24 protein-coding genes and 2 pseudogenes are annotated in these 26,190 nt (G+C 52.7%); 13 read left to right on the plus strand and 13 right to left on the minus strand.

The features are described 5' to 3' along the window. The 5 genes and pseudogenes from ACR0LF_RS22625 to ACR0LF_RS22645 all read left to right on the plus strand — a co-directional run. A pseudogene (locus ACR0LF_RS22625) lies at positions 1-340 on the plus strand (ABC transporter substrate-binding protein); the annotation flags it as partial. A 102-nt stretch (positions 341-442) separates the two neighbouring features. After that, positions 443-1,171, plus strand: a complete 729-nt coding sequence (locus tag ACR0LF_RS22630) for an ABC transporter ATP-binding protein (protein ID WP_170609242.1) — start codon at positions 443-445, stop codon at positions 1,169-1,171. Next, positions 1,164-1,871, plus strand: a complete 708-nt coding sequence (locus ACR0LF_RS22635) for a branched-chain amino acid ABC transporter ATP-binding protein (RefSeq protein WP_170609241.1) — start codon at positions 1,164-1,166, stop codon at positions 1,869-1,871. The genes ACR0LF_RS22630 and ACR0LF_RS22635 overlap by 8 nt, the downstream gene beginning before the upstream one ends. Before the next feature lies 1 nt (position 1,872). Further along, complete coding sequence (locus ACR0LF_RS22640) at positions 1,873-2,736, plus strand: branched-chain amino acid ABC transporter permease (RefSeq protein WP_480582437.1); 864 nt, start codon at positions 1,873-1,875, stop codon at positions 2,734-2,736. Continuing rightward, positions 2,733-3,767, plus strand: coding sequence for a branched-chain amino acid ABC transporter permease (locus ACR0LF_RS22645; RefSeq protein ID WP_170609239.1), 1,035 nt, complete (start codon positions 2,733-2,735; stop codon positions 3,765-3,767). Before ACR0LF_RS22640 ends, ACR0LF_RS22645 begins: the two co-directional genes overlap by 4 nt. A gap of 141 nt (positions 3,768-3,908) precedes the next feature. Here the strand turns inward: ACR0LF_RS22645 and ACR0LF_RS22650 are convergent, their stop codons facing one another. Continuing rightward, positions 3,909-4,919 carry an AraC family transcriptional regulator gene (locus ACR0LF_RS22650; RefSeq protein ID WP_170609238.1) on the minus strand — a complete coding sequence of 337 codons (1,011 nt, stop codon included), beginning with the start codon at positions 4,917-4,919 and terminating at the stop codon, positions 3,909-3,911. A 140-nt stretch (positions 4,920-5,059) separates the two neighbouring features. Here ACR0LF_RS22650 and ACR0LF_RS22655 point away from each other — a divergent pair, with 140 nt between their 5' ends. After that, positions 5,060-5,521 carry a cupin domain-containing protein gene (locus ACR0LF_RS22655; RefSeq protein WP_170609237.1) on the plus strand — a complete coding sequence of 154 codons (462 nt, stop codon included), beginning with the start codon at positions 5,060-5,062 and terminating at the stop codon, positions 5,519-5,521. A gap of 644 nt (positions 5,522-6,165) precedes the next feature. Here the strand turns inward: ACR0LF_RS22655 and ACR0LF_RS22660 are convergent. From ACR0LF_RS22660 to ACR0LF_RS22700, 9 genes are all read right to left on the minus strand, one after another. Continuing rightward, entirely contained in the window at positions 6,166-6,984 is an 819-nt protein-coding gene (locus tag ACR0LF_RS22660; protein ID WP_170609236.1) for a hypothetical protein, read from the minus strand. 258 nt (positions 6,985-7,242) lie between these two features. Next, positions 7,243-7,623 carry a YciI family protein gene (locus ACR0LF_RS22665; protein ID WP_170609235.1) on the minus strand — a complete coding sequence of 127 codons (381 nt, stop codon included), beginning with the start codon at positions 7,621-7,623 and terminating at the stop codon, positions 7,243-7,245. A 2-nt stretch (positions 7,624-7,625) separates the two neighbouring features. Continuing rightward, positions 7,626-8,816, minus strand: coding sequence for a CaiB/BaiF CoA transferase family protein (locus ACR0LF_RS22670; protein WP_170609234.1), 1,191 nt, complete (start codon positions 8,814-8,816; stop codon positions 7,626-7,628). Between the two features lie 3 nt (positions 8,817-8,819). Then, positions 8,820-10,358: a 4-hydroxyphenylacetate 3-hydroxylase N-terminal domain-containing protein gene (locus tag ACR0LF_RS22675; RefSeq protein WP_170609233.1), complete on the minus strand. Its 1,539-nt coding sequence runs from the start codon at positions 10,356-10,358 to the stop codon at positions 8,820-8,822. A gap of 11 nt (positions 10,359-10,369) precedes the next feature. After that, complete coding sequence (locus ACR0LF_RS22680) at positions 10,370-12,076, minus strand: thiamine pyrophosphate-binding protein (RefSeq protein WP_170609232.1); 1,707 nt, start codon at positions 12,074-12,076, stop codon at positions 10,370-10,372. A gap of 87 nt (positions 12,077-12,163) precedes the next feature. Further along, the gene (locus ACR0LF_RS22685; RefSeq protein ID WP_170609231.1) at positions 12,164-14,107 is read right to left on the minus strand and encodes a TRAP transporter large permease; all 1,944 of its coding nucleotides are present in this window, start codon (positions 14,105-14,107) and stop codon (positions 12,164-12,166) included. 102 nt (positions 14,108-14,209) lie between these two features. Continuing rightward, positions 14,210-15,247, minus strand: coding sequence for a C4-dicarboxylate TRAP transporter substrate-binding protein (locus tag ACR0LF_RS22690; RefSeq protein WP_170609230.1), 1,038 nt, complete (start codon positions 15,245-15,247; stop codon positions 14,210-14,212). A gap of 65 nt (positions 15,248-15,312) precedes the next feature. Beyond that, positions 15,313-16,506, minus strand: coding sequence for an amidohydrolase family protein (locus ACR0LF_RS22695; RefSeq protein WP_170609229.1), 1,194 nt, complete (start codon positions 16,504-16,506; stop codon positions 15,313-15,315). Positions 16,507-16,511: 5 nt separating this feature from the next. Next, entirely contained in the window at positions 16,512-17,189 is a 678-nt protein-coding gene (locus ACR0LF_RS22700; protein ID WP_170609228.1) for a DUF4286 family protein, read from the minus strand. Positions 17,190-17,296: 107 nt separating this feature from the next. On the opposite strand from ACR0LF_RS22700, the gene ACR0LF_RS22705 reads away from it, so the two are divergent. Genes ACR0LF_RS22705 through ACR0LF_RS22720 form a run of 4 tightly spaced genes read left to right on the plus strand, consistent with a single transcriptional unit; the run spans position 17,297 to position 21,259 of the window. Beyond that, positions 17,297-18,172 (plus strand): NAD(P)-dependent oxidoreductase, encoded by an 876-nt coding sequence (locus tag ACR0LF_RS22705; protein WP_170609227.1) that lies wholly within the window; start codon positions 17,297-17,299, stop codon positions 18,170-18,172. Positions 18,173-18,232: 60 nt separating this feature from the next. Then, positions 18,233-18,826 carry an amino acid synthesis family protein gene (locus ACR0LF_RS22710; RefSeq protein ID WP_170609226.1) on the plus strand — a complete coding sequence of 198 codons (594 nt, stop codon included), beginning with the start codon at positions 18,233-18,235 and terminating at the stop codon, positions 18,824-18,826. Further along, positions 18,747-19,772, plus strand: coding sequence for a flavin reductase family protein (locus ACR0LF_RS22715; protein ID WP_480582384.1), 1,026 nt, complete (start codon positions 18,747-18,749; stop codon positions 19,770-19,772). Before ACR0LF_RS22710 ends, ACR0LF_RS22715 begins: the two co-directional genes overlap by 80 nt. Before the next feature lie 41 nt (positions 19,773-19,813). Continuing rightward, positions 19,814-21,259 carry an NAD-dependent succinate-semialdehyde dehydrogenase gene (locus tag ACR0LF_RS22720; protein ID WP_170609224.1) on the plus strand — a complete coding sequence of 482 codons (1,446 nt, stop codon included), beginning with the start codon at positions 19,814-19,816 and terminating at the stop codon, positions 21,257-21,259. Positions 21,260-21,880: 621 nt separating this feature from the next. On the opposite strand, the gene wrbA is transcribed toward ACR0LF_RS22720, so the two are convergent. Next, positions 21,881-22,480, minus strand: a complete 600-nt coding sequence (gene wrbA / locus ACR0LF_RS22725) for an NAD(P)H:quinone oxidoreductase (protein WP_170609223.1) — start codon at positions 22,478-22,480, stop codon at positions 21,881-21,883. Between the two features lie 318 nt (positions 22,481-22,798). Between wrbA and ACR0LF_RS22730 the strand changes: the two genes are divergently transcribed. Then, entirely contained in the window at positions 22,799-23,200 is a 402-nt protein-coding gene (locus ACR0LF_RS22730) for a hypothetical protein (protein WP_480856484.1), read from the plus strand. Positions 23,201-23,545: 345 nt separating this feature from the next. On the opposite strand, the gene ACR0LF_RS22735 is transcribed toward ACR0LF_RS22730, so the two are convergent. Together ACR0LF_RS22735 and ACR0LF_RS22740 are read right to left on the minus strand one after the other, a co-directional pair. Next, the gene (locus ACR0LF_RS22735) at positions 23,546-24,130 is read right to left on the minus strand and encodes an ester cyclase (protein WP_170609221.1); all 585 of its coding nucleotides are present in this window, start codon (positions 24,128-24,130) and stop codon (positions 23,546-23,548) included. A gap of 113 nt (positions 24,131-24,243) precedes the next feature. Further along, positions 24,244-25,110 carry a LysR family transcriptional regulator gene (locus ACR0LF_RS22740; RefSeq protein ID WP_480582391.1) on the minus strand — a complete coding sequence of 289 codons (867 nt, stop codon included), beginning with the start codon at positions 25,108-25,110 and terminating at the stop codon, positions 24,244-24,246. Positions 25,111-25,214: 104 nt separating this feature from the next. On the opposite strand from ACR0LF_RS22740, the gene ACR0LF_RS22745 reads away from it, so the two are divergent. Together ACR0LF_RS22745 and ACR0LF_RS22750 are read left to right on the plus strand one after the other, a co-directional pair. Next, on the plus strand, positions 25,215-25,703 hold the full coding sequence (locus ACR0LF_RS22745) for a luciferase domain-containing protein (RefSeq protein ID WP_170609219.1): 489 nt from the start codon (positions 25,215-25,217) through the stop codon (positions 25,701-25,703). A 43-nt stretch (positions 25,704-25,746) separates the two neighbouring features. Further along, positions 25,747-25,989: pseudogene (locus ACR0LF_RS22750) on the plus strand (NADPH-dependent FMN reductase); the annotation flags it as partial. Positions 25,990-26,190 lie beyond the last annotated feature (201 nt).

A 26,190-nucleotide genomic window follows, 5' to 3' on the forward strand; every position in this document is an offset into this window, starting at 1 on the left:
GTCCAGTGAACTGGCCAAAGGTTATTCGGCATCGTTCGGGCGTCCATGGACGCAGCCCATTGGGTTCGTTCACGCCTTGTTCGAGGTTGTAGCCAACGCCGCAGCGCGTGCCGACGATCTCGATGACCCTGCAGCGATTACCGCTGCGGTGGCCAACACAAATCTCGATACGATTGTTGGCAACGTGAACTGGGCCAACGGCCCGGTGAAAAATGTCTGTAAAACACCGTTGGTCGCCGGGCAGTGGCAGAAAGAAGGAGACTCCTTCGACCTGAAAATCGTTGCGAATGCAGAAGCGCCAAATATCGCAACAACCGGCGAGCTGAAGCTCCTCGGCTAACACTGTCCTCTGGCTGTCACAATTTGACAGCCAGAGACAAAACAAAACGGCGAAACAGTTTCAGTCGGTTTCACGGAATAGATAAGCGGCGATGGGGGGATCATGGACGCTATTCTCAAATTGGATGGTCTATCCAAGGCCTTTGGCGCCGTGAAGGTGGCCGACGGGTTGAGTTACGACGTCACCAGAGGCGAAGCTTTGGGGATAATCGGCCCAAACGGCGCGGGCAAAACGTCCATGTTCAACCTGATCACAGGGACTCTATGGGCGGACGGCGGCAGTATCACGTTCGACGGGACCGACGTCACCAGCCAGAGCGCTGCCCGCCGCAGTCACGCCGGGATCGCGCGGTCTTTTCAAGTCCCGCAACCCTTTGCCCACATGACAGTGTTCGAGAATGCCATGATCGCTGCGACGCAATCAGCCGGTTTGCACGGAGACGAAGCCCAGACGCTGTGTCTTGACGTGCTGGAACAGACCGGTCTGTTCCCGAAGGCCAATGTGCTGGCAGGCAGTCTGACTCTGCTGGAGCGAAAACGGCTGGAGTTGACCCGTGCGCTCTGCGCCAAACCCAAGCTGCTGCTGCTGGACGAAATTGCAGGCGGAATGACCGAAGCCGAATGCCAGTCTTTGGTTCAGACGATCAAGGACATCCATGCGTCCGGCGTGACCATAATCTGGATCGAACATGTCGTTCATGCGCTTCTGGCGGTTGTTGACCGCCTGATCGTGATCGACTTTGGCCGAAAAATTGCAGAGGGCGAACCCCGCGCCATCATGGAGAGCCCCGAAGTCAAGGAAATCTATCTGGGGATTGAAGCCGATGTCTGACCCCATCCTTAAAGTTCAAGGGCTTGAGGCCTTCTACGACGATTTTCAGGCTCTTTACGGGATCGACATGCACGTTGATCGTGGTGAGGTTCTGGCCATCATTGGTGCGAATGGTGCCGGTAAAACCACTCTGATGCGCTCAATCTCGGGGCTCATGCGGAACGGGGCCGGGCAGGTGCAGTATGGCGGGCAGGACATCAGCGCCAAGCGCGCGGACGAAGTGGCGCTGCAAGGTCTTGCGATGGTTCCCGAGGGGCGGCAATTGTTCCCGTCGCTTTCTGTTTGGGAAAATCTGATGATCGGTGCTCAGGTCGGCCGCAAGGGACCATGGAACCTGGATACAGTGTGCGAATTGTTTCCGATTCTGAAAGAGCGCGCGGATCAGGCCTCGACCTCGTTGTCGGGCGGGCAGCAGCAGATGGTTGCGATCGGACGGGCGCTGATGGCCAATCCCGACCTGATCCTGTTCGACGAGATCAGCCTAGGATTGGCGCCGATCATCATCCGAGACATCTATGCTGCGCTCCCCAATATCATCGGCGAGGGTATGAGCGCAATCATCGTTGAACAGGACATTGGGCAGGCGTTGGCCGTCTCAGGGCGAGTCTATTGCCTGCAAGAGGGCCGGGTTTCGCTGGAAGGCTCCTCAGACAAAGTTTCGCGCGAGGAGATCTCCCGCGCCTATTTCGGGATCGAATGATATGGATTGGCTGAACGCGATTTTGCAGGGCACCTTGCTCGGCGGGCTGTACGCTCTTATTGCAGCAGGGCTTTCGCTGATATTCGGTGTCATGCGGTTGGTTAATATCGCACATGGCGATCTGATTGTGCTGGCTGCCTATCTTGGCTTGACGGTCACCGTCGGCACGGGACTTCATCCGCTGCTGGCGTTGATACTGGTCATACCTGGAATGGCGTTGATCGGCTATGGCCTGCAACGGGGCTTGCTGAACCAGACCATCGGTCAGGATATTTTACCGCCGCTTCTGGTGACATTTGGCCTCAGCGTCATCCTTCAGAACACGTTGCTGGAGGCATATACAGCCGACCCGCAAAAACTTGACGCGGGCGCACTGGAAACGGCAAGCGTTTCGCTCGGTGGTCTCACGATGGGTATTCTACCGCTGATAACATTCCTGATCGCGATAGGCGTAATCTGGGGTCTGCAATGGATTTTCTATCGCACCGCGCTTGGCCGAGCCTTTCGAGCGGTATCCGACAATCAGGAAATAGCACAGCTTATGGGGTTGAACCGACGCCACATATTTGGGCTGGCAATGGCGCTGGCCCTAGGTGTGACCGCCATTGCGGGGATCTTGCTTGGCATCCGAACAAGCTTTGATCCGTCTGTTGGCGGTGCGCGCCTCATCTTCGGGTTTGAGGCGGTTATCATCGGCGGCCTTGGCAACCTCTGGGGCACTCTGGCAGGTGGCGTGATCCTCGGTGTGGCTCAGACCATCGGCGCCAAAATTGACCCAGGCTGGCAATTGCTGGCCGGGCATTTGGCTTTTCTTGTCATTCTTGCCGTTCGGCCCAACGGCCTTTTTCCGAGGATATCCGGATGAATATTCAGGACTACACGGTTTCCCGTTCGACGCGCGCCGCAAAAGTAGCAATAGTTTTTACCGCTCTTTTGCTCGTCATTCTTTTCTTGGCACCCTGGTGGGCTGGCCGCGCCGATATGCGTCTGATGGGGGAACTGTTTCTATACCTCGCTCTGGCAAGCCTCTGGAACCTGATGGCAGGCTATGCAGGTTTGGTTTCGGTTGGTCAGCAAGCATATGTCGGCTTCGGAGGATACATGTTGTTTGCGTCAACAATTTTCCTCGGCATAAATCCACTGGTCGCAATAGTCGTCGCAGGTTTCTTGGCAGCGCTCGTTTCGGTGCCTGTAGCTGTTTTGATGTTTCGCCTACGTGGTGCGTATTTTGCCATCGGTACTTGGGTTGTAGCCGAGGTTTTTAGACTTGGTTTCGCTCAGGTCTCGTCGCTGGGTGGCGGATCGGGAACTTCCCTGCCGGTAGGAATAGTTAAGTCACTGGCTTCGGGGCGCGCTATGAGAGAGGCCTTGAGCTACTGGTTGGCCCTGGGTGCCGCTGTAATCGTGATTGCAGCCGTTTATCTTTTCCTCCGGTCTCGTCAGGGCCTGGCGCTCACGGCAATTCGCGACAATGAACTGGCAGCTGGGAGTTTGGGCATCGACATCTGGCGGAACAAGTTCATCGTATATGTGGTCACTTCGGCTATGACCGCGATGGTAGGAGCACTGATATTCCTTCAGAAACTTCGTATCACGCCAGATGCCGCCTTTAGCGTTTATGACTGGACAGCTTTTGTGATCTTCATCGTCGTGATCGGGGGAATCGGAACGATCGAGGGCCCGATCATTGGAACACTAGTGTTTTTCGCCCTACGCGAAACCCTTGCCGACCTGGGCACAGTCTATCTGATCGTTTTAGGGTTCGTGGCAATTATCATCATGCTGCGAGCACCCAGAGGGATCTGGGGCCTAATCCGAAGCCGTTATGATCTGGAATTCTTCCCGCTTAGTTATCGCGTCCAGCCCAAGGCGGCCAAAGGTCAGGATGGAAACTGATCTTCACCGCTAAAGCCACATCTGAAAACACCTTAAACGCTCGTCATTGGGCGTTTAAGGCTTCGTCCACGGTCTCAGATGTATGGAAACTTGAAGGACCTATTGGGCTAAGAAATTCTAAAAGCCAACGAATGTACATGCTCAACGGCCGGCCGTTTCTGTTACCGCGGCCAGCACCGCCCCGGGGCAAGTTCCAAATACTTTCCGATAAGCAATGGAAAATCTCCCCAGATGTGAGAACCCGGCTTCATAAGCGATATTTCGAACCAGACTATCCTTTGGGGCACTATGCAGCAGATAATGAGCATAATTCAATCGAGCGGTCTGAAGAAACTGCATTGGAGTGCAGTTCATTTGTTCTCTGAAGGCAGTTTGAATCGTACGCACGCTGCATCCTGCGTCTTGCGCAATTTGGGAAATGGACATCTCCTCCGAGAGGTTATCGATCATAAATCGCGTAGCTCGCTTAACCAGCGGGTTAGGGGAACCATTCCCCATGTGTCTCAACAAGGGGCTGATAGAGCTTTCATGGGCCAAGAGTAAGCCAGTAATCAGCTCCTCTTCCATCAATGTTTGACGACGAGACTTGGTTCCATTGAAGGCTAGATTCCTCTCAGCTATCTGGAACGAGGTGAGTAACTTTTGACTCCAAACCTTTTCAGCTGAACTGGTCAGGGGCATCCTTGCCCGGAACAGGACGGGCTGAGGTAAATGACAGCCCAACATTCTTTCGGCCGCGGTATGCAAAGCATTTCTGTGGATATGGAGGAGCAGTTGTTCGCATCCCTCCTGCCAAATCATTCTGACTTTTCTCACAGGGTTCAGAACTACGGCAGTCTGCGGTGCCGACACTACTCGTTCCTGCCCACTATAAATTTCGGCGCGTCCTTCCCAAGGAAGCTGAACCTGATAATAGTGGATGAGTTCGCCTGGTTCGATTTCAACTGCACTTCCGTAACTAAGGTAGTTCAGCGACAGGTGATCACCCGGCGCATGGTTGTATCGAGCGACAAACGGATTTCTACCTTCTTGAATCTGTAAACTATGAGATCCGAACTTTTGTCCGACGGCATGCCGCGCGACGTTGACATTTGACGATCGGAAGATTCGGTGAGATTTTAAAGGTTCTGATATGGCTGAGTGTTGGTTCATACTAGCCTATCCTCGGTGCGATAGAAACCGCGGAAACCAGAATAATTTGGCTGCCTCAAGGCTTTTATCTGCGCAATTTGGACAATGATTCTCATCCTTCGCAGTACTCTGATCAACACGAATCTGAGGAGGAAAAATTCATGGAACAGACATCCGGGATCACTAAAGTAGGTGCAGGGCTCGATGACGTTGAGTGGAATGTTTTGGGTCAGATCTATGTCCCAAAAGTCTACTGCGACAACCTTTTCATGTGGGAGGCGACTTTGCCGAGTGGTGCTTTCGTACCGCCACATATTCACCCAACCCAAGACGAATTCATTATGGTTCTGGAAGGTGAGTTTCAGGTCGATTTTGGATTTGAAGAAGGCAACGTAAAGCCCAATATAGCCAAACCAGGTGACACTGTACGTATGCCTATGGGTGTGGCTCATGGCGTTTACAACCGTTCAGACAAGCCGGCCAAGTGCATTTTTGCGGTATCTCCAACACGCAAACTATATGATCTATTTGTTGCGCTTGATGGTCTAACTGACCTGGACGAATTCAAGCGCTTGGGTGAACTCCACGAGAATTCTTTTCTTGAAGTAGAGCCTAACCCGTAAGACCAATGAACATCTCTATTGCCTATTTGAACCGCCCGGTTTTCGGGCGGTTCTGAAGCGGATTTTTCTTGGTTTCTCAAACTTTTTTCCGGAAACCTTCCTATTTCTGGAGCGCGAAATACTTCAGGTTCTAGCGAAACTGGAAGAATGATCCGAAATTCAGAAATATTCTTTTCTTCACGGACAAAACCGGGGGAACTCAATAGCGGCTTGGTTAAGACAGACTTGTCTCCACCTGCCAGCCTCTTCACGCAATCCATATACCGCAGCCAAGCACCTAAGTCATCTGACCGTGATTGCGCGGCCCTACAGGTAGCCTCGGACATATTGAATAGATGCAGCAATACCTTGGGCATGAATACTGACTTTTTTGCGTGCCTATCCGACATAAACCTCTCCAGAATCCGGAAGCTCGTAAGTTTCCGGATCAAAATTTTTTCATTTAGGTTTTAAGATTTAATTATAGCTATATGGTATTTGTATAGCAACCGAAAACTCGAAAGGTCGGAGACGGGAAGAGCAAAAATAGGTCGCCGAGTTGTCCACAATGGAACCAAACACCCGATCCGAACGGTCTTACAAGCTCGCAAGCTACCCGATTGCAAGCGTCAACCGCTTCACAATTAACTCTGCAAAGTGGCTAACTAAATGTCGTAGCCGATTGGTAGTAATCCCAGGAAATCGAGGATTGCGTCAACTTGACCGTTTATCGTCCGAATACTCGAAATGGTTCCGCGCTCGGTTGAGCATTCAGCCTTGAGAAGCTCCGGCTTGACTGATTTTGTGGTCGTCTCAACTATGACAGGATGCTTACACAATAGACCATCGCCACCCCAGTATTGAATGCCGGACGCTGATGCATCGATAATAATGTCGGCCGCTTTTATGCAGTCTGTACCCACACGAAATCTAGTGGCCAGAATCTGTTTAGACCACTTGGAAACGAAGGTCTCGGCCTTCTCGACACAGCAGCCCGAGACCGATATCTGAGCCGCACCCGCCCGTGCTACAGCATGTGCAACCGCGGCACCGGCACTTCCACATCCGAAGATATGAACCTTGCTGTTTTTTAAAGCTACCCCGGACTTCCAGAGCTCGCGAACTAACGCTTTGCCATCAATCACGTCGGCAACCCAGGCACCGTCAGCTTCTACCCGCACAATTGTAGCCGCCCCCACAAATTTTGCAGCGTCGGAAATACTGTCGACATACTCCAATACCGCAGCGTCATGCGGTTCTGTTAGTACGAGACCTGCCAAATTGTGCAATTTTCGAAATCCCTCGAGCACACTGCTCAAACCGTCAGAACGTACATCCGCTGGAATGAAGATCGTGTTATAACCAAGCTTTGCAGTCCGGTTGCTTAGCAAGGCCGCGTAGTCATTCTCGGAGGCGGGATTGCCGACCACCGGTACAATTAGCGTCTCACTTGAAACAATTGTTTGCGCCCATTCTGTATCCATTGCATCCCCAATGACTAGTAAGGTCATTGCCCTCTATTGGCTATGAGCCTTGAGCCTAGCGTCATAGGGGCGTGCAAGAACTTGCGATGCCAAAACGATGCCGTGGTACTCACTTTTTTTGGAGCGGTTGCCAAGGTTGGCCAAATGTGAGCAGGCGAAGTACCGCTCCCTGCGTCACGGCCTGCTGTAATCCAGCGCGAGTAGTATTCAGCACGATTTTCTGACTTCCAGCGCGCGCTCAACGCTCCTGCCAGCGGGTTATCCGATCTCGATCTGACCGTCAGAAAAATCAAAGCTGAGTGAAATACGCCCTTCGTTCACGCGCCAAGTCTGAAAGCAGGGTTCTCGCAAACCTGCTTTACAGAATGGCTCATCAGCCCATTTATCGCGCGCTTCATCGAGGGTAAGGCCGCGCAGGATAGTCATACCTTCGCCGAAAGGCGCGCCATCGGTGTCAAGCAACGGACCGGAAAGAAACAGGTATCCGCTTTTTTCCAGCGCGATCAGAAAGTCGAAATGCTCTTCAAGCAATCCCATCATTTCATCGCGATCAGTTGCGGGCGACATGCGAACGCAGACGAAATCCGTGGATTTCATCTGCGCCGCCAGCGCCTTGGCTCTGTCAGAGGGACGGGCCACACCTATGCTCCGGACACCAGTTTCTTGTTATGCGCATTCCACGTGCCGATTTCGTCGTCGGACAACCCCAGAGATTTCAAAACCTCTTCCCCTTGTTCATTCAGATCAGGGGGCGGGTTCAGATTCTGATCCCCACGGCTTCCGTCAAAATAGACAGGTCGCCGAGTACCGGTGTAGCTGCCGTGTTCGGGGTGGGTTATTGTGACGAAGGTATCCAGATGCTTAACTTGGGGATCTTCGTAAACCTCAGGCAGTGTGTTCACCGGAGCATGCGGAACGTCATTTTCCTCAAGCCTTTGCATCCAATAGGTCGAGGCTTTCGTAGCTGCGGTGGTGCGAAACTCTTGCGCTAGCTCAAGGTAGTTGTCGATCCGCTTGACCCGATCATCAAAGCGCGGGTCGGTGCCGAGGTCTTCGCGTTCAAAGGACACCTGCATCGCCTTCCAGAATTTCTCCTGGCTGGACATGTGAATGGCAATCATCTTGTTGTCTGCGCAGCGTACTGCGTAGGATTGCGATGCCTTGACCCGCATCAGGGGGCCAGGTTCGATCCCCAGAAGCGAAGCGTTCAGGAATGGGTCCGGCATGAAGGCAATCGAGCTGTCGAGCATATTGACCTCGACGCGCCGGGCAACGCCTGTACGTTCGCGTTCCAACAGCGCGCCCTGAATACCGTAGCAGGCGAAGATCCCTGTCAGATTGTCAGACAGAGTGGGCCCGGTAATCTGGGCATCATCGCCCAGAAACAGGCTCGACATGCCGCTGAGAGCTTGCGCGACAGTGTCATAGGCGGGGCGTTTCTTGTAGGGGCCATCCGGCCCGAATCCCGTAATCGAACACTGAATGAGGCGCGGATTCAGCGCCTTAAGTACATCCGACGAGAGCCCCAGCCGATCCATGACGCCTGGGCGGAAGTTCTCGATCAGAACATCCGCCTCGCTAACCAGCTTCTTGTAGATTTCAAGACCCTGGTCGTCCCGCAGATCGAGCGCCACCGATTTCTTGTTTCGGTTGTAGGCGCAGAAATAGGGGCTGTAAGTTCCGCCCCGAAAGGTGCGGAACAGGTCGCCCCCTTTGGGGGTCTCGACCTTAGTAATCTCGGCCCCCAAGTCGCCCAGCATCTGCCCGGCGAGAGGGCCAGTGATCATGGTTGTGGATTCAAGAATCTTGATTCCATCCAAAGGTCCGGCCATCGCTTAGCTCGCTTTCTCGACGGCTGATGTCGGAAGATCAATCCGACCGTCCTTATCGTAGCCCGCCAGTGCATTGGCCACCAGTTCCTTGGATTTGCCAAAGTTGTATTCGCGATACAGGTGCGACTTCACGATGAATGGTGCACCGGCGTAGAACTTTTCATAGCTGGTGTGACGCGATGCAAACTCGGATCCAATACAATCCCAAGCGAGTTTCATGAACTTAACCCGTTCGTCTGCCGGCATGTTCGGAGACTGGATGTATTTCTGAATCACATTATTCATTTCTGGATTGTCAAAATCCTGAACGCTGGATGGAAGTTGGATAAACCCACCACCTGCAAGTTCTCGGATGATGTCCAGGAATTGAGGATACATACGTGACTGCTGCGTCATCGCCGCATAAGTGATCTGTTTGTCTGGAATGTACACGCCATTCCGGTTTGGTGCCGCCTTTGCGATTTGAGCATCGAGAAGCCCCTCATAGGTCGCAGCATGCAAGGCAAGGTCGGCGATCAATCCCTGTACCGGTGGCAGCTTGTCGACACCGTTCATCTCTGCGATCTTTTGTGCCAAACCAACCATAAACCGCAGTTTGGTCACAAAGCGAGTTTGCGCCTGGTTGTTCCCCATGACATGCGCCGGGCCTTCAAACCACTGCGCGCGCGCTACATCAGTGTCCTTGTAGACAAAGACATTTTCCCAGGGCACGAACACGTCATCGTACACAAGCAAGCTGTCGGTCTCGTCAAATCGGCTAGCCATCGGATAGTCGAACATCGAATTCGCCCCATCGGCATAAGACCGGCGCGAAAAGATTTTGACCCCTTTCGACCATACTGGGATGGAGACCGAAATCGCATAGTTTTCGTCACCGGGCCGCATCGGAGTGATCGTTGAAAGCTGCACAAAGTCCGAGTAAACGGTCCCGGTCCCCAGCATTTGCGCGCCACGGATGACGATGCCGTCTTCGCGCTCTTCCACAACCCCGGCGTACAGATCGTTCGGCTCTTGCTGATGCGCTGGTTTTGAGCGGTCGATCTGGGGCGGAACAATCGTGTAGGTGATATACGCGTCGTTTTCGCGTAGAAATTCATAGTGGGCCACACAATTGTCCGCCAGATCCTGCCGACCGTTCTTTGCCAGAACCTCTGGTTCGGAGGCGAAACCGACGAAGAATGTCGCCACATGCTCGGGTGAACGACCGAAATAGCCAAAGGATTCTTCTGACAGACGTTCCAGCGCACCGCGCCGTGCCTTCAGATCCTCGACCGAGTACGGAATTTGCCAGATGCGGCTGACAGGATTACCGCTCTTGGGTGACTTGTAGGTCATCAGTTCGGAATTGGCCGGATCGCTGGCCACATCAAACATGCGTGCGATGGTTTTGGCGCCCTCGGCAAAGGCCGGGTGCGTTGTCACATCGTCAACCAATTCACCATTATAATACACCTGCCGACCATCGTTCTTGATGCCAGCCAGAAATTCAGCGCCGGTGCGCATTTTTCCAGTGAACCGTCCGTCGTTATTGAAGGAAGTCATGTCAGTTCTCCTTAGAATTTATGAAATTCGCCGAATTCCGCGGCGCGGTGCGCCGGTTCCCATTCGTCAATCCGTGCGTCGATCACTGTGCAGACATCGGCATCGCGTGCACGCTCTAGCGCGGCTTTGAGCTCGGCTGGGGTTTCGGCCCTCAGACCCTGCGCCCCATAGGCCTCGGCCATCTTTACGAAATCCGTTTCTCCGTAATGCGATCCGATATAACGACCGTCGTACGTGTTCTTCTGGAAGATGCGCAGAGCGCCATAGCTGACATCGTTGTAGATCACGACCGTGATGTTCAGCTTCATGCGCACAGCTGTTTCCAAATCCTGCGCGTTCATACCAAAATCGCCATCACCGATCGGCACGACAACCTGACGATCAGGTCGCGCCATCTTGGCACCCAAACCAGCCGCGAAGGCATAGCAAAGCGTTCCAGATCCTGCGGGCCACAAATACTGGTCGGGCTTTCGCACAGTCAGGAAGTTTGCGAAATGCGTGTGGTATCCCGAGCCAATGGCATAGATGGCGTCTTCGTCAAAGACCTCTTCAATTGCCTTGGTTATGTATTGGGACTTGATCGGGCTCGCGTCCAGATCGGTGTCATAGTAAAGCGTGCGCTCTCGATCCTTGAGAACTGCGATACGTGCCCGCGTGGCACTGTCATCCCTATTGTGCCCAGCTGCTTTGTATGCGGCCAGTACGTCTCTTAGGAACTCACCTGAACATGCGTGAACACCCAGTTCCACAGCGTATTGCTTGCCAAGTTCCTGCGGGTCAGTTTCAACCTGAATGACCTTGGTGTCCTCGGGGATAAGCTGCCAATTGATCGTGTTAACGTTCAGGAAGCCGGTACCAAGACCGAGGATAACGTCAGCCTGCGCCGTAATCTCATTTGCCGTTTGCCGACCGAAGTGTCCCACAAGACCCGCACAGAGCGCATGATCTTCAGAAATGGCGCCGCGGCCCGTTTCCGTTGTAACAACAGGAATGCCCGTTGTTTCGGCAAAGGCGACAAGTTCGTCGAACGCTCTGGCCCACATAACACCGCGTCCAGCGATGATAACGGGTGATTTTGCGCTTGCGAGTAGTTCAACTGCGTGATCCACCGCTGCCTGCGAGGGGCGCACCGCGTTCTCGACTATCCCCATATGCGTTGCGCCTTTCAGCGAAAGATCGGCGCTGCTGACATTGACTGGCTGGTTGAACAGATCCTTGGGCAGATCGATGTGAACGGGGCCGGGCATTCCGGACTTGGCGGCCTGCAATGCGCTGCGCAGCAGGCGTCGACTGTCTTTTGCCTCGACCAGCTGGTCGTTCCACTTGGTGATCTTCGAGAAAACGCCCTCGACATCAAACTCGTGCCAGATGTTCCGACGCAAACGATAGCGGTCCATGTTGGCAGACAGAATTAGCAGTGGCACCCAGTCCTTGTGGGCTGACCAAGTTCCGAGAACGGAATAGGCAACGCTTGGTCCGACATGGAAAAGGCAACAGGCCACTTCGCCAGTGATCCGACTGTAGGCGTCAGCCATCGAGGTCGCACTCATTTCACCGCGTGCGGTGACATAGGTGATCTCATCCTGGCGGGCGTGCAGTGCGTCCAGCAACGGCAGTACGGTATCACCGGTAATGCCGAATACGTATTTGATGCCTTCCCGGATCAAACCATCCACGATGGCTTGGGCTGCCGTCATCTCGTCAATCTGATTTTCCAATTTGCTCTCCCGGGACGCTAGTTTGAAGGTTGCTGAACATATAACCTATATAATATCGCTATGTCAAATAGGTAATTATCATGACGTTCAAATCAACAGTAAGCTGATTTGGGGGAATGCAATGAGAATTCCGATCACAATCAACATGATCAGGGCAAAAGGAAACGCGCCCTCAAAAACGCTTCGCAAAGTGATTCTGGGATCTGCCATGGAGCTCTTGACGACAAAGCAGGTCAGGCCGACCGGGGGCGTTAGCAGCCCAACCTCCACAGCGACCACCGTCACAATGCCGAACCAGATCACATCCCCGCCCAAAGCCTGTACAAGCGGAAGGGCAAGTGGGACAACAATCAACATTATCGACACCGAATCCAGGATCATCCCCAACGCGACTAAAAGAGCCACATAAATCAGGGTGAAGGCGATCAGGGTTAGATCGGCGTGTTCTATGAAACTTGTTAGATTCTGAGGTATCCCTGAAAGCGCGATGAAGCGGGAAAACAGATTTGCCGCAAGAATCAGGAAAAGGACGGTTACCGTGACATGCCCGGTTTCCCGAACCACCTTCCAGAACTTCACTACATTCATTTTACGCTGTGCAATTGCGATTATCAGCGCGCCGAGCGCCCCAATTGCCCCAGATTCTGTCGGCGTGAAAAACCCAGCGTAAATACCTCCGATCACCAGAATCATGAGCCCGATGATTGGGGCAACCTTGTAAAATGAGCTATGCAGGTTTTCGCTTTCCTCACTGTCGTCATGGTCGGGATCACCCAGAAATGACGGCCAAAACTTAGCAATCACCAGCAATCCGACGCAAAAGCTGAGCGCCAGCAGAATACCTGGCAAAATAGCCGCAATGAACAGTTTGCCGACGGACGCCTCTGCCAGAAAGCCGAATACGATTAGCAGGATACTGGGTGGAATCAGCATGCCCAAAACCGAACTGCCCGCAACGACTCCCACAGCGAAGCGCGGCGTATATCCGTGACGCATCAATTCTGGGGCGGCAATTTTGGAGAACACGGCGGCCGATGCGATTGATGATCCGGTGATTGCGGCAAAAACCGCATTCGCCCCGATCGTCGCGATCCCAAGGCCAGCGGTCAGTCTTTTAGTCAAATGCCGTACGACGTCGAAGGTGTTCTTGCCGATATCGCTTTCGCTGACGATCAGTCCCATCATCACGAAGAGAGGAACAACCGCAAAATAGTAGCTGGCGAGGTATTCACTGCTCGCTAGAACCAGGGCTCGGATTCCCAGAATGGGGGTGCCCTTCATCAACCATATTCCGATGATTGACGCCAGAATTAGTGCAGTTGAGATCGGCGCTCCGAAAATCACAAAGAAAACCAGAGATGCAATCATCAGTATTCCAATGCCGTTGCGCGACAATTCGATAGCGCTTGGCACCATCAGTATCGCGACTACCGCCAGAACAATAAAACCTAACGCTAGCCATCCCTTAGGGCACCCTAGGGCATCAGATGAAAAGGCCGTCAGAGCCGAACGTACGGTAAGTGTCAGGCAGGCGACGAATGATATTGCCGCTCCAAGAACGATCACGAACTTGAAAGGCCAAATCTGAAACGTGAAATCACCCGGAACGCCGGAAATTTCGCCGTCCTGGTACGCTGTCAGCGCGCCATCTGTGACGCCATCTGCAATGAGGTAGCAAACAAGTGCGGTCAGCAAAAAATAGATAGCGTCAAGCAAGAAACCTGCAAACGGCTTGTTGAGCTTCAACGGATCAATAATCAGTTCGGCCCGCGCAACGCGCCCTTGACCCAGGCTTCGGGGCAACTGAAGAAAGAAAGCGCTTACAATGAAATACCCTATCAGTTCATTTGCCGCGCGAATGGGAAAATCGAAAAGGCTGCGGGCGAACACGTCAGCGCAAATGAGTATCATCAGCGCTAATATTGTCAGCATCCCAAGGGTGCTAAAACCCAATGTGATACTATCATAAACGCGTTGCAACGCGGCAGGGAGCCTTTGAGGTTGCAGGGTATTTGTCAAAGCTTCGGTCATGAAACTGTTTCCGCTGGCGACTGGAAAAAAATGGGCGCAGGGATGCGCCCATAGTTTAGGGAGCAGCCAGATCTTGAGCTAACTCCCTTCGGGGAGATATGGTTAGCGCAAGGCTTCGCGTTCGCTCAGGCCGTGGACGTAAGCATCCATGAGTGCCTGACCCGGAAGCCCTTCTGCTTCGACCCGAGCAACCCATTCGCCCGAAACATCAGGTAACGCATTAATCCATTTCTGACGTTCTTCCTCGGGGAGGGTTGAAATCGTTGCCCCATTGGCTTCCATGACTTCCATAGCTTTGGCTTCAGCCGCGAGGAACCGCTCAACCACTGCGCTGGAGTATTCTCGACCCAAATTTCGGAACACGTCCTGAGACTCAGCGTCCAGTCCAGACCATGTATCTAGGTTCATCGCCAAGCCACCCGACGCGGGAATACCCAAGTCAACGATGGTGACATAAGGGGCCACTTCGTAGAGTTTGAATGCCATCATCAGACTGGGCGTGATGACCGCGCCATCTGCTACGCCGGTCTGAATGTTGTTGTAATATGCCGGAACACCGCCATTGACTGCCACTGCGCCAGTTCCAGTCAACCAAGTTGATGCAGCCCCGCCGGTCATGAGTTTCATTCCCTCAAGATCTGAGAAAGAATACACTGGTCGAGTAGTGATGATCTGATAGCTGTCAGCGACGCTCTGACCTAGATATACAGTGTTCTGGGACGTCCAGGCTCCGTTCATTTCAGGAAATTGTTCATGCAATTCATGCATGACTTCTGAAACGGCATTCATATCAGTGGTCAGGAAAGGTGTGTAATAGGCAATATTTTGAAGTGGCATCTTCGCCGGTTCAAATAAGGTTCCAACCCAGCCTATATCCGCTAAACCTGTTTCGACCCCTTCCAAAGTGTTCTTGAAATTGTATAGCGCACCAGCATAAGCCTCGGTCCACTCGACCTTATGTCCCAAGGATTGCAGTTGCTCTACCGAACGCGGGACGACAACCTCTTTTATCGCACCGACTTCTGGTGATACCGGCGGATGACTGGCACCCGCGGTCAGGTAAAGTTGGTCGGCATTGGCCGCAATTGTTGTCAATGCTAGACAACCGGCGGCCAATAGAATTTTTCCATTCAAGTTCATGATATCCTCCCGTAATAAGCGGCCAGTTTCTGTTCGCCTGCTGTCCGATCCGAGGACGCCTCTTCCTAGGCCGTCCCAGAAAAGTCTGCTGGACATGTGTTCTGGGCCACCTGAATTTCCCGAATGGTTGGCGGAGTGTTTCGGCTCCTTCCGACAAAGCGGGGAATACCTGCGGTCAGAACCCCTCCGATAGCTACAATGTCGCCATGATTCATTGCGTCGAGCGCCGTATTTTGTGTGCCACCCAGTGGCGCATCCAGCAGAACGATATCGGCTTCGCGGCCCGGTGCGATATACCCGCTGTTTAGGCCATAGACATCAGCCACATGTCCGGTAGCCGCCGCGATCAGATCCTCGGGTGAAATCTCCGACAGCGATGCGATATTGACCATCGTGTACATCATTCCAAGCGGCATGATCCCGGACCCGGTCGGCGTGTCGGTGGCAATCAGGAAGCGATCCCATACATCCCGCTTTTTCGCTACATTGGCGCAGAGCAAAGTTGTCCGCAGATTTCCGGCCGTGCAGACTTGCATTGCGATATCGCTTTCCGCTGCGATCCTGTCGAAGTCCCGGTCTGGCATGGCAACCGGGCCGCCGTTGATGTGAAAAGACACATGCGGGTTCATTTCTAGTATGTGATCGCCGGTTATAGCCGAGGAACCGGGGATCGACGCGCCGCCCGTATGGGCTGTTGTAATCATTCCTGCCTCTCGCGAAGCACGAACCAAAGGTGCGTAGTCAAACGGGGTGTCAAAGGCTCCAAACCCGGCCTTTGCCAGCCAGACACCTTTGTCGGCAATCTCTTTCAGATCTTCCGGCGTCACGCCCGGCTCCAGGATGACAGAACCTGCGTGAACCCGCATGCCGCCAGGGCGATAGTCGGCAAAACAGCGTTGCGCAGCAACGGCCAGCGCCTTAACCCCTTCGGGATCCTTGGGGCGGCCGGGTGTATGAACTTCGGAGGCGCTGATCGAGGTAGTGGTCCCGCCGTGAAGATAGCTTTCCAGATACCCTACGGTTCGTTGACGCGGCGTGTAGTCGCCAAACGTTATGTGGACATGGCTGTCGATAAAACCGGGTACAGCGGTGGCGCCTCCCGCGTCGATCACGACGTCGCAGGCGGAAATATCTTCATCGCTAAGTGTTCCGACCTTCTTGATCAGACCGTCCGACATCAGAATCGAATCTGCATCAACGAATGGGTCGCGCGAAGAGCCTGATACAATTGTGCCCAAGTTCACGATGGCGGACTTCATTGCTGTCACTCCTGCTTGTCGTGGGTGGACTCGAAACTGCGCATATGGCGAAACGTTCGGTATGTCCCCTTGAACCAGGTTCTGTCCGCCAGCAGAGCACGCCAATCAGATGCACGGGCCTTTGCGCGTGCGTCACTGTCCAGCGCGGACAGGTCGCGCAGGTGATGCAAGGCCAAATGCGTAAAGTTTTCGGGATGGCCGTCAAAAACATCAAAACGACGCACCATCAGCCAATCTTCGCATTCCATCAGGGTTGGTACGTGATCCATTTCGTACCAATTGTTGAATTCGTCGAATTCGTCTGCGGGAACCCGAAATAGAACACTGTAAAGGTAGGGTGAGTCCAGCGCCTCTTCGTAGCCGAGCCCCGGTTGGCATTTCACGGAATAAGCGTTGCCGGTGTAACGGGTGAAACCCTTTACCTCACTGAGCATTCGCTTGGTCAGTTCTGATGGCTTACCTTTGACCTCGGCATAGGCTGGTCCTTGCAACACATCCGGACCATCCATTTCATAAACCGCTAGATACCCGCCATTGTCGCTTGCCGCATAACGACGCGCGCCCTGAAACCCTTTGACCGCCATCCGAACGGGAATGTGCTCGTCATTGTACCAGTCATCGAATTCCTGTTCCCACGACGCATCTGGGGCCATTTCGGAGAAAAGTATTGTGGATCGCTTCACAGTTGCACCCCGTTATTTAGTAATGTAAGATAGCTATTTATATTAGTTATAAATGCTTGTCAACGCCACGTTGGACATCGGCGTTCTGGCGGGGTCGGGAGTAAGAAATGAACCAAAACGATTACAAAAAGGCAGGCTTTATCGGCTTGGGAAGCCTGGGGTTGGTGCTGGCTCAGAACTTGATTGCGCGCGGAGTGGCGGTACACGGGTATCGGCGGTCTGATATGACGCAGTTTCGTGAGGCTGGAGGTTATGCCGCCGAAGGTGCAGCTGATGTTGCGCTCAAAGCGCGGGTGGTTTTCACCTGCTTGCCGACGCTTGCCTCTCTGCAGGAAACAGTCGAAGAATTCCTGACCCTGAACTCTCCCGCACCTATTGTCGTTGAGCTGGGTGTTTTCCCCGTTACCGAAAAACTGAAGTTGAGAGACAAACTGCGTGAACGAGGAGGCGACTTGCTGGATTGCCCGGTTTCAGGAACACCAGGCATGGCGAAAGACCGGAAAGGGCTTATTCTTACCAGCGGTGACGAATCTTGTTTTCAGACGGTTCAACCGCTTTTGAAGAACTGTCTCGATCAGGTAATCTATTGCGGTGAATTCGGAAATAGCTCGAAGGTGAAATATATCGCCAACATGCTTGTGGGCGCGCATATCTTCGCCGCACAGGAAGCGATCCGCTTTTCAGAAGCCCTAGGCCTGGATTCAAGCCTTGTAGTCGAAATTCTGAAAGACAGTGGCGCAGGCTCTAATCAGCTGAAGATGCGCGGGCCAATGATGGCATCACGAGAGTTCCCGGAGCCACTCGGTAGTTCATCTCTGGTTGTAAAGGATTTGCAGGTTATTCAGGACGCTGCTCGCGAAATCGGGTTTGAGACAGATCTGATCGACACCGTTCTGCCGCGGTTCGAAAAGGCGGTAAGTGCCGGACTTGGGGAAAGGGATGTGGCCGAAAGCATTACGGTTGCTTCAAAAAAGTTTCCTTGACATAATTCTTAGCTATGTTGTATAGCTATTTAGAATAGTTTGCTAATATCAGGTAAAGCAATGAAGCCCGAAATCCGGAAAATCGTCACCCAAACAGAAACAACGTTGATCGAAGGAGGGAAGTCAGCAGCAAAACCTCTCGATCTTTATGCTGCGGGCGTGGTTATCCAAAATCCATGGGCCGGGCAGGGCTATGTTGAAGACCTGCAACCTGCGATCCAAGCTATCGCTCCAAATTTGGGCGTCTTGTTGACCGAACAAATCCTTAAGCTCGCGGGATCGCCGGACAATATCGAAGCCTATGGCAAGGCCGTTGTCGTGGGTCTCAATGGCGAGATCGAACATGGGTGCGGTCTTATCCACACACTGCGTTTTGGAAACAACTACCGCAAGGCGGTCGGAGCCAAGAGTTTTCTCGCGTCGACAAATGTCCGCGGCCCGGCAGGGATGCAGATCCTCATGCCGCTGGCACACAAACATGACGAGGGTCAGCGGTCACATTTCCTGACGATGCAGTTCGCGGTCGCTGACGCGCCTGGACCGGATGAGATTCTGATTGTGTTGGGGGCCGCGAATGGTGGACGCCCACATCACCGCATCGGTGACCGATATCAGGATCTGGCCATCTTGGGTGACACAGACATTACAGAGTAATGCAATAGCAACGGGGAACAAGGTGATGACGACTAACGCCATCGAGCTTCGAAATGCATTCGGAACATTCATGACCGGCGTCACAGTCGTGACGACAAAGGAAGAAGATGGCACGCCACGCGGCTTTACAGCCAATTCATTTTCTTCGGTTTCTCTTGACCCCCCGCTATTGCTAATCTGCATCGCAAACACGGCTTTTAGTGCTGACGTCTTTCGCAATGCATCGGGCTTTGCCGTCAACATTCTTGCCGAAGGCCAGATCGAAACGTCAAACCTTTTTGCCTCGAAGAGCCCGGAGAAATTCGAGAAGGCATCTTGGACTCAGGGTCCTGCCGGGAATCCCGTGATCGACGACGTGCTAAGCTGGTTCGATTGCACAGTTCATGATGTCTTTGATGCCGGTGACCATTTCATACTCGTCGGAAAGGTTGAAGGGTTTGCGACAAACGATGGCGGTCCGTTGGGTTATGCGCGTGGCGGCTACGTTACGATGGACCTTGAACGCAAAGTCGCGCAACGCCCGAATGACAACAGGATTGCAGTCAGTACAATCGTAGAGTGCGACGGAAAGGTTTTCCTCACTCCCGGCAAGGAAGCTGGAACACTAAAACTTCCCCGGCGCGTTCTTGAGAAAGGAGAGGCAACGCTTCCCGCTCTAGAAGGAATTCTGCACGCTCATGGCCTGAACGCGAATGTCGGTTTCCTATACTCGGTTTTTGACGATGAATCCGGTAAGCCGCAGGAGGTCGTCTACCGTACAACAACAAACGACGCTGTCTGTTCCAACGGCCAGTTTTTCGACCTAGAAAGCCTCGACATGTCGGTTTTGGAGACTGACACTCTCAAACGGATTCTGGACCGCTTTCGTGTCGAACACCAAAACCAGAACTTCGGTCTTTATGTTGGCCCCGCTGCTGGTGGAAATGTCCATCCCGTGTCCGGGTAAGACGACAGCAGAAAATCAATACTCCAAAAATCGGAGACTCCATGACTCAGGTAAGACCACTGCTCCTTGGCTATCTCGCCAGTTCGCACTCGGACAATCTGCTCGGCCCCAACCCAATTGCCGTTAAAAATCCCGCCAATGGAAAAACAGTGGGACATGTACCGGATCTCGACGTTGGCCGCACACAGACGGTTCTTGAGAGCGCGAAACAAGCGCAAGGTGAATGGGCCGCCAAAACCGGCAAGGAACGAGCTCAGATTCTACGCAGGTGGTTCGAACTGGTCATGGAGCATCAGAGCGAACTCGCTGAAATCCTGACTCTTGAGATGGGCAAACCCCTGTCCGAAGCGAAAGCCGAAATTGCTTATGGCGCATCCTTCATCGAATGGTTTGGGGAAGAAGCTAAAAGAATCTATGGTGACGTAATTCCAGGACACATGCCGGACAAGCGGCTGGTTGTGCTGAAACAGCCCGTTGGCCTAGTAGTAGCAATCACACCGTGGAACTTTCCGAATGCGATGATAACCCGCAAGGTTGCGCCAGCGCTTGCCGCAGGATGCTCCGTGGTTGTGAAACCAGCCACGCTTACACCATTGTCTGCCATAGCATTGCAAGAATTGGCCTATAAAGCAGGGGTTCCTAGAGACGCTTATCAGACCATTACCGGTCGCGATACCCGTGGGTTGTCAAAGCTCTTCTGCGAAAGCCCGATTGTTTCAAAAATCTCGTTCACAGGATCTACCGAAGTCGGTCGCATTCTAATGAGCCAAAGCGCGTCGACGATCAAAAAACTCAGCCTCGAACTGGGTGGCAACGCCCCGTTCATTGTTTTTGATGACGCTGATCTTGATGCAGCAGTTGACGGTGCCATCGCATCAAAGTTCCGCAATGCTGGGCAGACCTGCGTATGTGCAAATCGGATTTACGCTCAATCGGGTATTTACAATGAATTCGTCAATAAGCTGGCGGAAAAAGTTGGGAAACTCAGAGTGGGCGATGGCCTGTCTTCGGAAACCCACATTGGGCCGTTGATTGACAACAATGCGGTGGTCAAAGTCCAGCAACACATCGATGACGCCGTCGCAAAAGGCGGGAAGATAGTGTTAGGAGGGGGGACCACAGAATTGGGTGAAAACTACATCTCTCCCACTGTCATCTCCGAGATAACAAAAGACATGGCCGTGGCGAAGGAAGAGACATTCGGTCCTTTGGCGCCCATTTTCCGCTTTGAAACAGAAGAAGACGTGATCCAACAGGCGAATGACACAGAAGTAGGACTAGCTTCATATTTTTACGCCAATGACTTGTCCCGGGTTTGGCGCGTTGCTGAGCAGATCGAGGCCGGAATTGTCGGTATCAACACAGGTCTAATATCTACCGAAGTCGCACCGTTTGGTGGGATCAAGCAATCTGGGCAAGGCCGGGAAGGCTCCAAATATGGGATCGAGGACTATCTCGAACTAAAATACATGTGCATGTCGGTTTGATTTTCCAGGTCCACCCACACGCTCAGAGTGCACTTTGTGTACGTTCGTCCAACTAACAAATTAGCCGATGGCTCGTACCCCCAAAAACCTGCCCATCGGCGCGCCAGTACTTCGCCCAGATTAACAACGAAGTACTGGCGCAGAATCTAAAATACATAATTCGGTTATATGACCTAAGTGTATGTAGTTAGCGTTAATGTTGAGGAACTGTATCGCAGTTATAGCTTCTGAATGGCTTGGGTGCCCCTAAACTTGAGGCGGAAGGGCCAAAAGCGACCTACGCAAACCGTTATGATACGGGCGTAGCTAAACGTTATCTATCATCACGCTTTCCCTAGTGTTGGGACCGTGAGTTAGCCTTAAAGCCTAGCGTTCCTGATCAAGTAAGATGGCCCAAAGGGAGTGAACGAAATGGCATTGTTTTCCTTTTGCCGGACAGGTCCGATACCAACTGACCAGTCGAGCCAATCATCGAAATATGAAAAAGACTTTCAGAAGAAGTTACTTACCGTATTTTCATTAAACTAATGTAAAACGCAACGAACAAGCTCTGGATTGTAAAATCGAGCGTGTGCAGAAAGGTATCCGCGAACAAGTATCCGCGAATACCGAGTTTTTCGATTAGTCGAAAAGTTTGTTTGCTACTTCTGCGATACGCCGACCTTGATAGCGTGCTCCGTCAAGATCGACAGAACTGGGCATGCGGCTTCCATCTCCGTCGGTGATCGTCGTTGCACCGTAGGGTGCACCACCTTTCACCTCATCAACTCCCATTTGCGCCTGAAATCCGTAGTCAAGGCCCACAATGGTCATTCCGAAATGCATTAAGTTGTGAATGAGCGACATCAGCGTGAGTTCCTGACCGCCATGCTGCGTCGCTGTGGCGACGAATGCTCCCCCAACTTTACCATTCAACGCACCTTTCATCCAAAGCCCGCCGGTTTGATCGAGAAACGCAGCCATTTGCGATGGAAGGCGGCCGTACCGAGTACCTGCGCCGAGGATGATTGCATCGTAATTCGGCAAATCATTTACTTCAGCAACAGGCGCCTGCTGGTCGAGTTTGAAGCCGGAAGATTGAGCAACTTCCTCAGGTACCGTCTCGGGCACGCGTTTGATGTCTACATCAGCGCCGGCACTCCTGGCTCCTTCAGCAATGGCTTCTGCCATCTGCTCAACATGCCCATACATTGAATGATACAGAACAAGGACCTTACTCATGTCCAACTCCTTTGAATTTTTTGAAAGTCGTTGCCTTAGTGGTTTTTTTTGCAACACAATATAGTTATGCTATATACCTTTTAACAAAGTCAATGTTCACAAACCCTGAACATGTATTGCGGACATTGATGCAGATGCGGTGCCTATCTTTATTGCCAAAGACGCCATGCAGACAGCACTGCCATTTTTTGGGTAGCGGGCTGAAATGGAATGACGACGCTGCATCGTGGATAAGGGCGGTGGTTTTTAAGGGTGAAGATCAGCGCGGGCTTTATAGAAGCGAGAATTCCACTCGTATTGGGAAAGAAAGGGCGCAACATGAAAATCGGCACTCCAAAGGAAATACTGGACGGTGAGGATCGAGTCGCGATGACACCCCAGTCGGCCCTTCGGTTGCAGAGAATAGGCTATCTTTGCTTGATAGAAAAAAGCGCAGGTGTAGCAGCGGGGTTTAATGATGCAGATTATGAAGCCGTAGGCGTCGAAGTAATCGAAACAGCTATTCTACTCTGGAAGGCATCGGATTTAATTGCCAAGGTACGTCGACCCGACGAGACTGAGCTCACATACCTGACCAGCGGGCAATCTTACATTTCCTTCTTCAAATCCTTCGGTCCCGGTGATGCAACTGGACTGGTCCAACAAAAGGACGCGAATATGATCGCCATGGAAATGGTGCCGCGGATAATAGGTTGCGATCCTTCTATACGTTTCTTTTGATACAACTTTCCCGAGGTCCTGTCGCAAAGTTCCTCTGGGATTTGAGTACCGCTCGAAACGTTCCGACCTAAGTTGGCAAACTGTGCATAGCCAGTTCACGCCCGGTCTCTCTCTGTTTCAACTGTTTGCCTCCTGGCAGGAAAAACGAAACTATGGATTCCGCCAATGCTGCGATCTAGGAGATTTGCTATGCAACCAGGATAATGCCGAAAGTCGTCTAGGTATTCGTTCCCTTGCCTAAGACGCTATTTTGAAGATCGTTGGCGGAGCCGATACTTTTCTAGAAAACAAAAGAAGCCTTTAGTAACTTCAGTTGGTGGCGGTTATTCCCGCCACCACAATTTTCTACTTACAAACCATACCTTCCAGGGCACCAATCTGCGCGTAGAGGTCGAAGTTGTCCCACATGACATACTCCTCTGCGATCTGACCGTCTTCCCAACGCACGAGCGTCACAACGTTGTGTTCAAACGGCTTGCCGCTGGGTTCCAGGACACGCCCATCGGGCAAGTGCATAGGGCTGTCCCAAGTGCCCTTTGTCACACTTAGGCCAGCAGTCCATTCGCCGGAGCCAAATTTAATGGGATGTTCAGGAATGGTGATGTCAGAGAAAGTCGTGAACAGCCAGTCGATCTGAGCTTCGTGGGCTGGAAACATGCCCTCAGTCAGCGAGCCATCCGGAAATATAACTTTGACATCATGGGCATGGATTTCACCGATCGTTTCCATGTCATGCGCTGTAAATGCTTCCAGGTCCATTTTGTCATAAAGGGCGACATTCGCGGCTTCGAGTTCTTTTTCAGCCTCGTATTCGGCCAGCTGAGCTTCCAACTCGGCGATGCGCGCTTTCAGCGCCGCCTCTTCTGCGAACGCAGGCACGGCGAACAAGGCTGTTGCTGCGAGGGTGGTCATCAATGTGGTCGGTTTCATCAGTATTCCTTTCGGTACCTGTTTCACTGAAACAAGAATAAGACCGTCCAAAAATTGAAAGAATGATAGAAAAATGAAATATATTATTCCGCCAATCGGAATTACAACAAGCCTCACAGGCTTTGGGCAATCGTTTCGGCCAAGGCACGCGCAGACTGAGAAACATAGGGTTTGGGAGGGAGGATAGCATAAATCGGCAAATCAGGTGTTTTCTCATCCGCCAGGACTTGAACCAACGCCCCGCTATCGAGGCTCTTTTGCACAACAAACTTAGGCAGCAAAGACAAACCTTGAGAGGCGATCGTCAGGTCACGCACAATCTCGCCGTCTGAAACCGATGCCGGCCCCTCCAGCCGGGATTTGTTGCCACCAATTGGCCAAGCCGAACCGAATTGCGGGATCGTGTCGGTAAGACAAGGAAAATTCTTCAGGTCCGCAATGCTCTGCGGTGTCCCCCGCCGGGCCAGAAACTCGGGCGAGGCTGTCAAAACCAGCCTTGATTGACCAAGCTTCTTTGCGACCAAAGTACTGTCCTGCAGATCACCCACCCGGATCGCTAGGTCAAAATGTTCCGATACCACATTGACCAGCATGTCGGTCGTGTCGAGATGTACTTTCAGGCGCGGATAGGCGGCTAGAAATGCAGGCAGTAGTGGCGCGATGACGCTACGCACTAAAACTCGCGCACCCGTAACACGGAGGGTTCCGGATAAGGATTCTGTACTAGATTCTGCAAAGGTCTTCAGCGACTGAGTATTGTCCAAAATGTCGATGCATCGTGGAAGAAACGCTTCACCCATTTCCGTCAAGGAGACGTGCCGGGTCGTTCGCACCAACAACGGTGCGCCTGCCCAGGCTTCGAAGTCACCGATCAGTCGGGTGATACTTGGGGCCGAAATTTTCATCTTCTTTGCTGCTTTCGCCAGGCCGCCTTCTTTGGCAACCTCCACAAAAGCGCGCATCGAGTTTTGCAGATTCATTATTCTACTTTCCAAAACTAAGCCTTCTATTTTAACCGTGTTCTGCCAAAATGCGAAACGCAATATCTAAGGTCCAACTTCAATGCTGTGGAGAGGATCAGACGGTGCTGACTATTCCAAACCGAACGGGCCCCAAGCCCAAAACCGCAGCGCAACCGCCCCATTTACAGTTTTCAGATCAGAGCCCCGGCGACATCTATGATGCTCTAAACAAATGGGCGTTCGAGACGTTCGATCTCGTTCGGGAAGAACGTTCGCGGATATCTCTTCCGTCGTCACGCGCCCTGTGGCTGGATGAATCCGTGCCAGCGTCTCAAAACGCCTTCATGTTTCCCCGTGGCGGTCGCGAGTTTGCGCACACGCATGCGGACGGTTCCCTCCACCTCGTGCTTTCCGAAGCAGACGAAAAGACTGTGCTCGAGGCTGGATGGGGCGAACTGCACCCTCTGCATGACCGCGGGATCAAGGAGATCATGGTTTACGCACCCCGCAATGCGGCGGACCTAGAAGTCGTGAAGATGATCATTCAGGCCTCTTATGAGCATGCGGTTGCATCAGGGGTAAACCGGCACAGCCGCAGCCATCATCACTGAGAATTGGAGAGGAAGATGAAGCAAGTACTTTTTTGCAGGCGGCGTTTGTAAGGCATCTTTCAACAAAATGCTAGCCGCTGAAAGTACCAAGCCCATCGATACGGCAGGTGGAAGAACGACATTCATTGATCTCGCCGACTACCCTGCGGCCGTCTACAACGGAGACAATGAAGAGGCCGTTGCCCTGCTGGAAACGATGCGCGCACTCAAAGCTGCATTCAACGCGCATGATGCTTTGCTTATCGCGACCCCGGAATACAACAGAACCATTCCGCTCTCTTGGTGAATGCCTTTCTTTGGATGTCCTGCCCGAAAGGTGAGGAGGCCGCGAGCGCCGCATTCAGGGGAAAGCCGGTGGGGATCATGCAGCTTCTCCAGGCGGGCTCGGAGGTATACGCGTGATCCCAAGGCCAAGGGACTACATGGCTGTTGACTCAAGGGGCGTTGCGACGGGTTCCGCTATCTCAGTTTCATCATCTCTTCTCTG

It is taken from the genome of Ruegeria sp. E8, assembly GCF_056533985.1.

Bases quoted from the DNA above. Each gene is read 5' to 3' on its own strand.
- ACR0LF_RS22720 (WP_170609224.1), top strand. From the start codon at position 19,814: ATGACTCAGGTAAGACCACTGCTCCTTGGCTATCTCGCCAGTTCGCAC.
- ACR0LF_RS22670 (WP_170609234.1), bottom strand. From the start codon at position 8,816: ATGGCCGGACCTTTGGATGGAATCAAGATTCTTGAATCCACAACCATG.
- ACR0LF_RS22655 (WP_170609237.1), top strand. From the start codon at position 5,060: ATGGAACAGACATCCGGGATCACTAAAGTAGGTGCAGGGCTCGATGAC.
- ACR0LF_RS22735 (WP_170609221.1), bottom strand. From the start codon at position 24,130: ATGAAACCGACCACATTGATGACCACCCTCGCAGCAACAGCCTTGTTC.
- ACR0LF_RS22710 (WP_170609226.1), top strand. From the start codon at position 18,233: ATGAAGCCCGAAATCCGGAAAATCGTCACCCAAACAGAAACAACGTTG.
- ACR0LF_RS22705 (WP_170609227.1), top strand. From the start codon at position 17,297: ATGAACCAAAACGATTACAAAAAGGCAGGCTTTATCGGCTTGGGAAGC.
- ACR0LF_RS22640 (WP_480582437.1), top strand. From the start codon at position 1,873: ATGGATTGGCTGAACGCGATTTTGCAGGGCACCTTGCTCGGCGGGCTG.
- ACR0LF_RS22630 (WP_170609242.1), top strand. From the start codon at position 443: ATGGACGCTATTCTCAAATTGGATGGTCTATCCAAGGCCTTTGGCGCC.
- ACR0LF_RS22730 (WP_480856484.1), top strand. From the start codon at position 22,799: ATGAAAATCGGCACTCCAAAGGAAATACTGGACGGTGAGGATCGAGTC.
- ACR0LF_RS22695 (WP_170609229.1), bottom strand. From the start codon at position 16,506: ATGAAGTCCGCCATCGTGAACTTGGGCACAATTGTATCAGGCTCTTCG.
- ACR0LF_RS22660 (WP_170609236.1), bottom strand. From the start codon at position 6,984: ATGGATACAGAATGGGCGCAAACAATTGTTTCAAGTGAGACGCTAATT.
- ACR0LF_RS22740 (WP_480582391.1), bottom strand. From the start codon at position 25,110: ATGAATCTGCAAAACTCGATGCGCGCTTTTGTGGAGGTTGCCAAAGAA.
- ACR0LF_RS22645 (WP_170609239.1), top strand. From the start codon at position 2,733: ATGAATATTCAGGACTACACGGTTTCCCGTTCGACGCGCGCCGCAAAA.
- ACR0LF_RS22635 (WP_170609241.1), top strand. From the start codon at position 1,164: ATGTCTGACCCCATCCTTAAAGTTCAAGGGCTTGAGGCCTTCTACGAC.
- ACR0LF_RS22690 (WP_170609230.1), bottom strand. From the start codon at position 15,247: ATGAACTTGAATGGAAAAATTCTATTGGCCGCCGGTTGTCTAGCATTG.
- wrbA (WP_170609223.1), bottom strand. From the start codon at position 22,480: ATGAGTAAGGTCCTTGTTCTGTATCATTCAATGTATGGGCATGTTGAG.
- ACR0LF_RS22715 (WP_480582384.1), top strand. From the start codon at position 18,747: ATGGTGGACGCCCACATCACCGCATCGGTGACCGATATCAGGATCTGG.
- ACR0LF_RS22685 (WP_170609231.1), bottom strand. From the start codon at position 14,107: ATGACCGAAGCTTTGACAAATACCCTGCAACCTCAAAGGCTCCCTGCC.
- ACR0LF_RS22650 (WP_170609238.1), bottom strand. From the start codon at position 4,919: ATGAACCAACACTCAGCCATATCAGAACCTTTAAAATCTCACCGAATC.
- ACR0LF_RS22675 (WP_170609233.1), bottom strand. From the start codon at position 10,358: ATGACTTCCTTCAATAACGACGGACGGTTCACTGGAAAAATGCGCACC.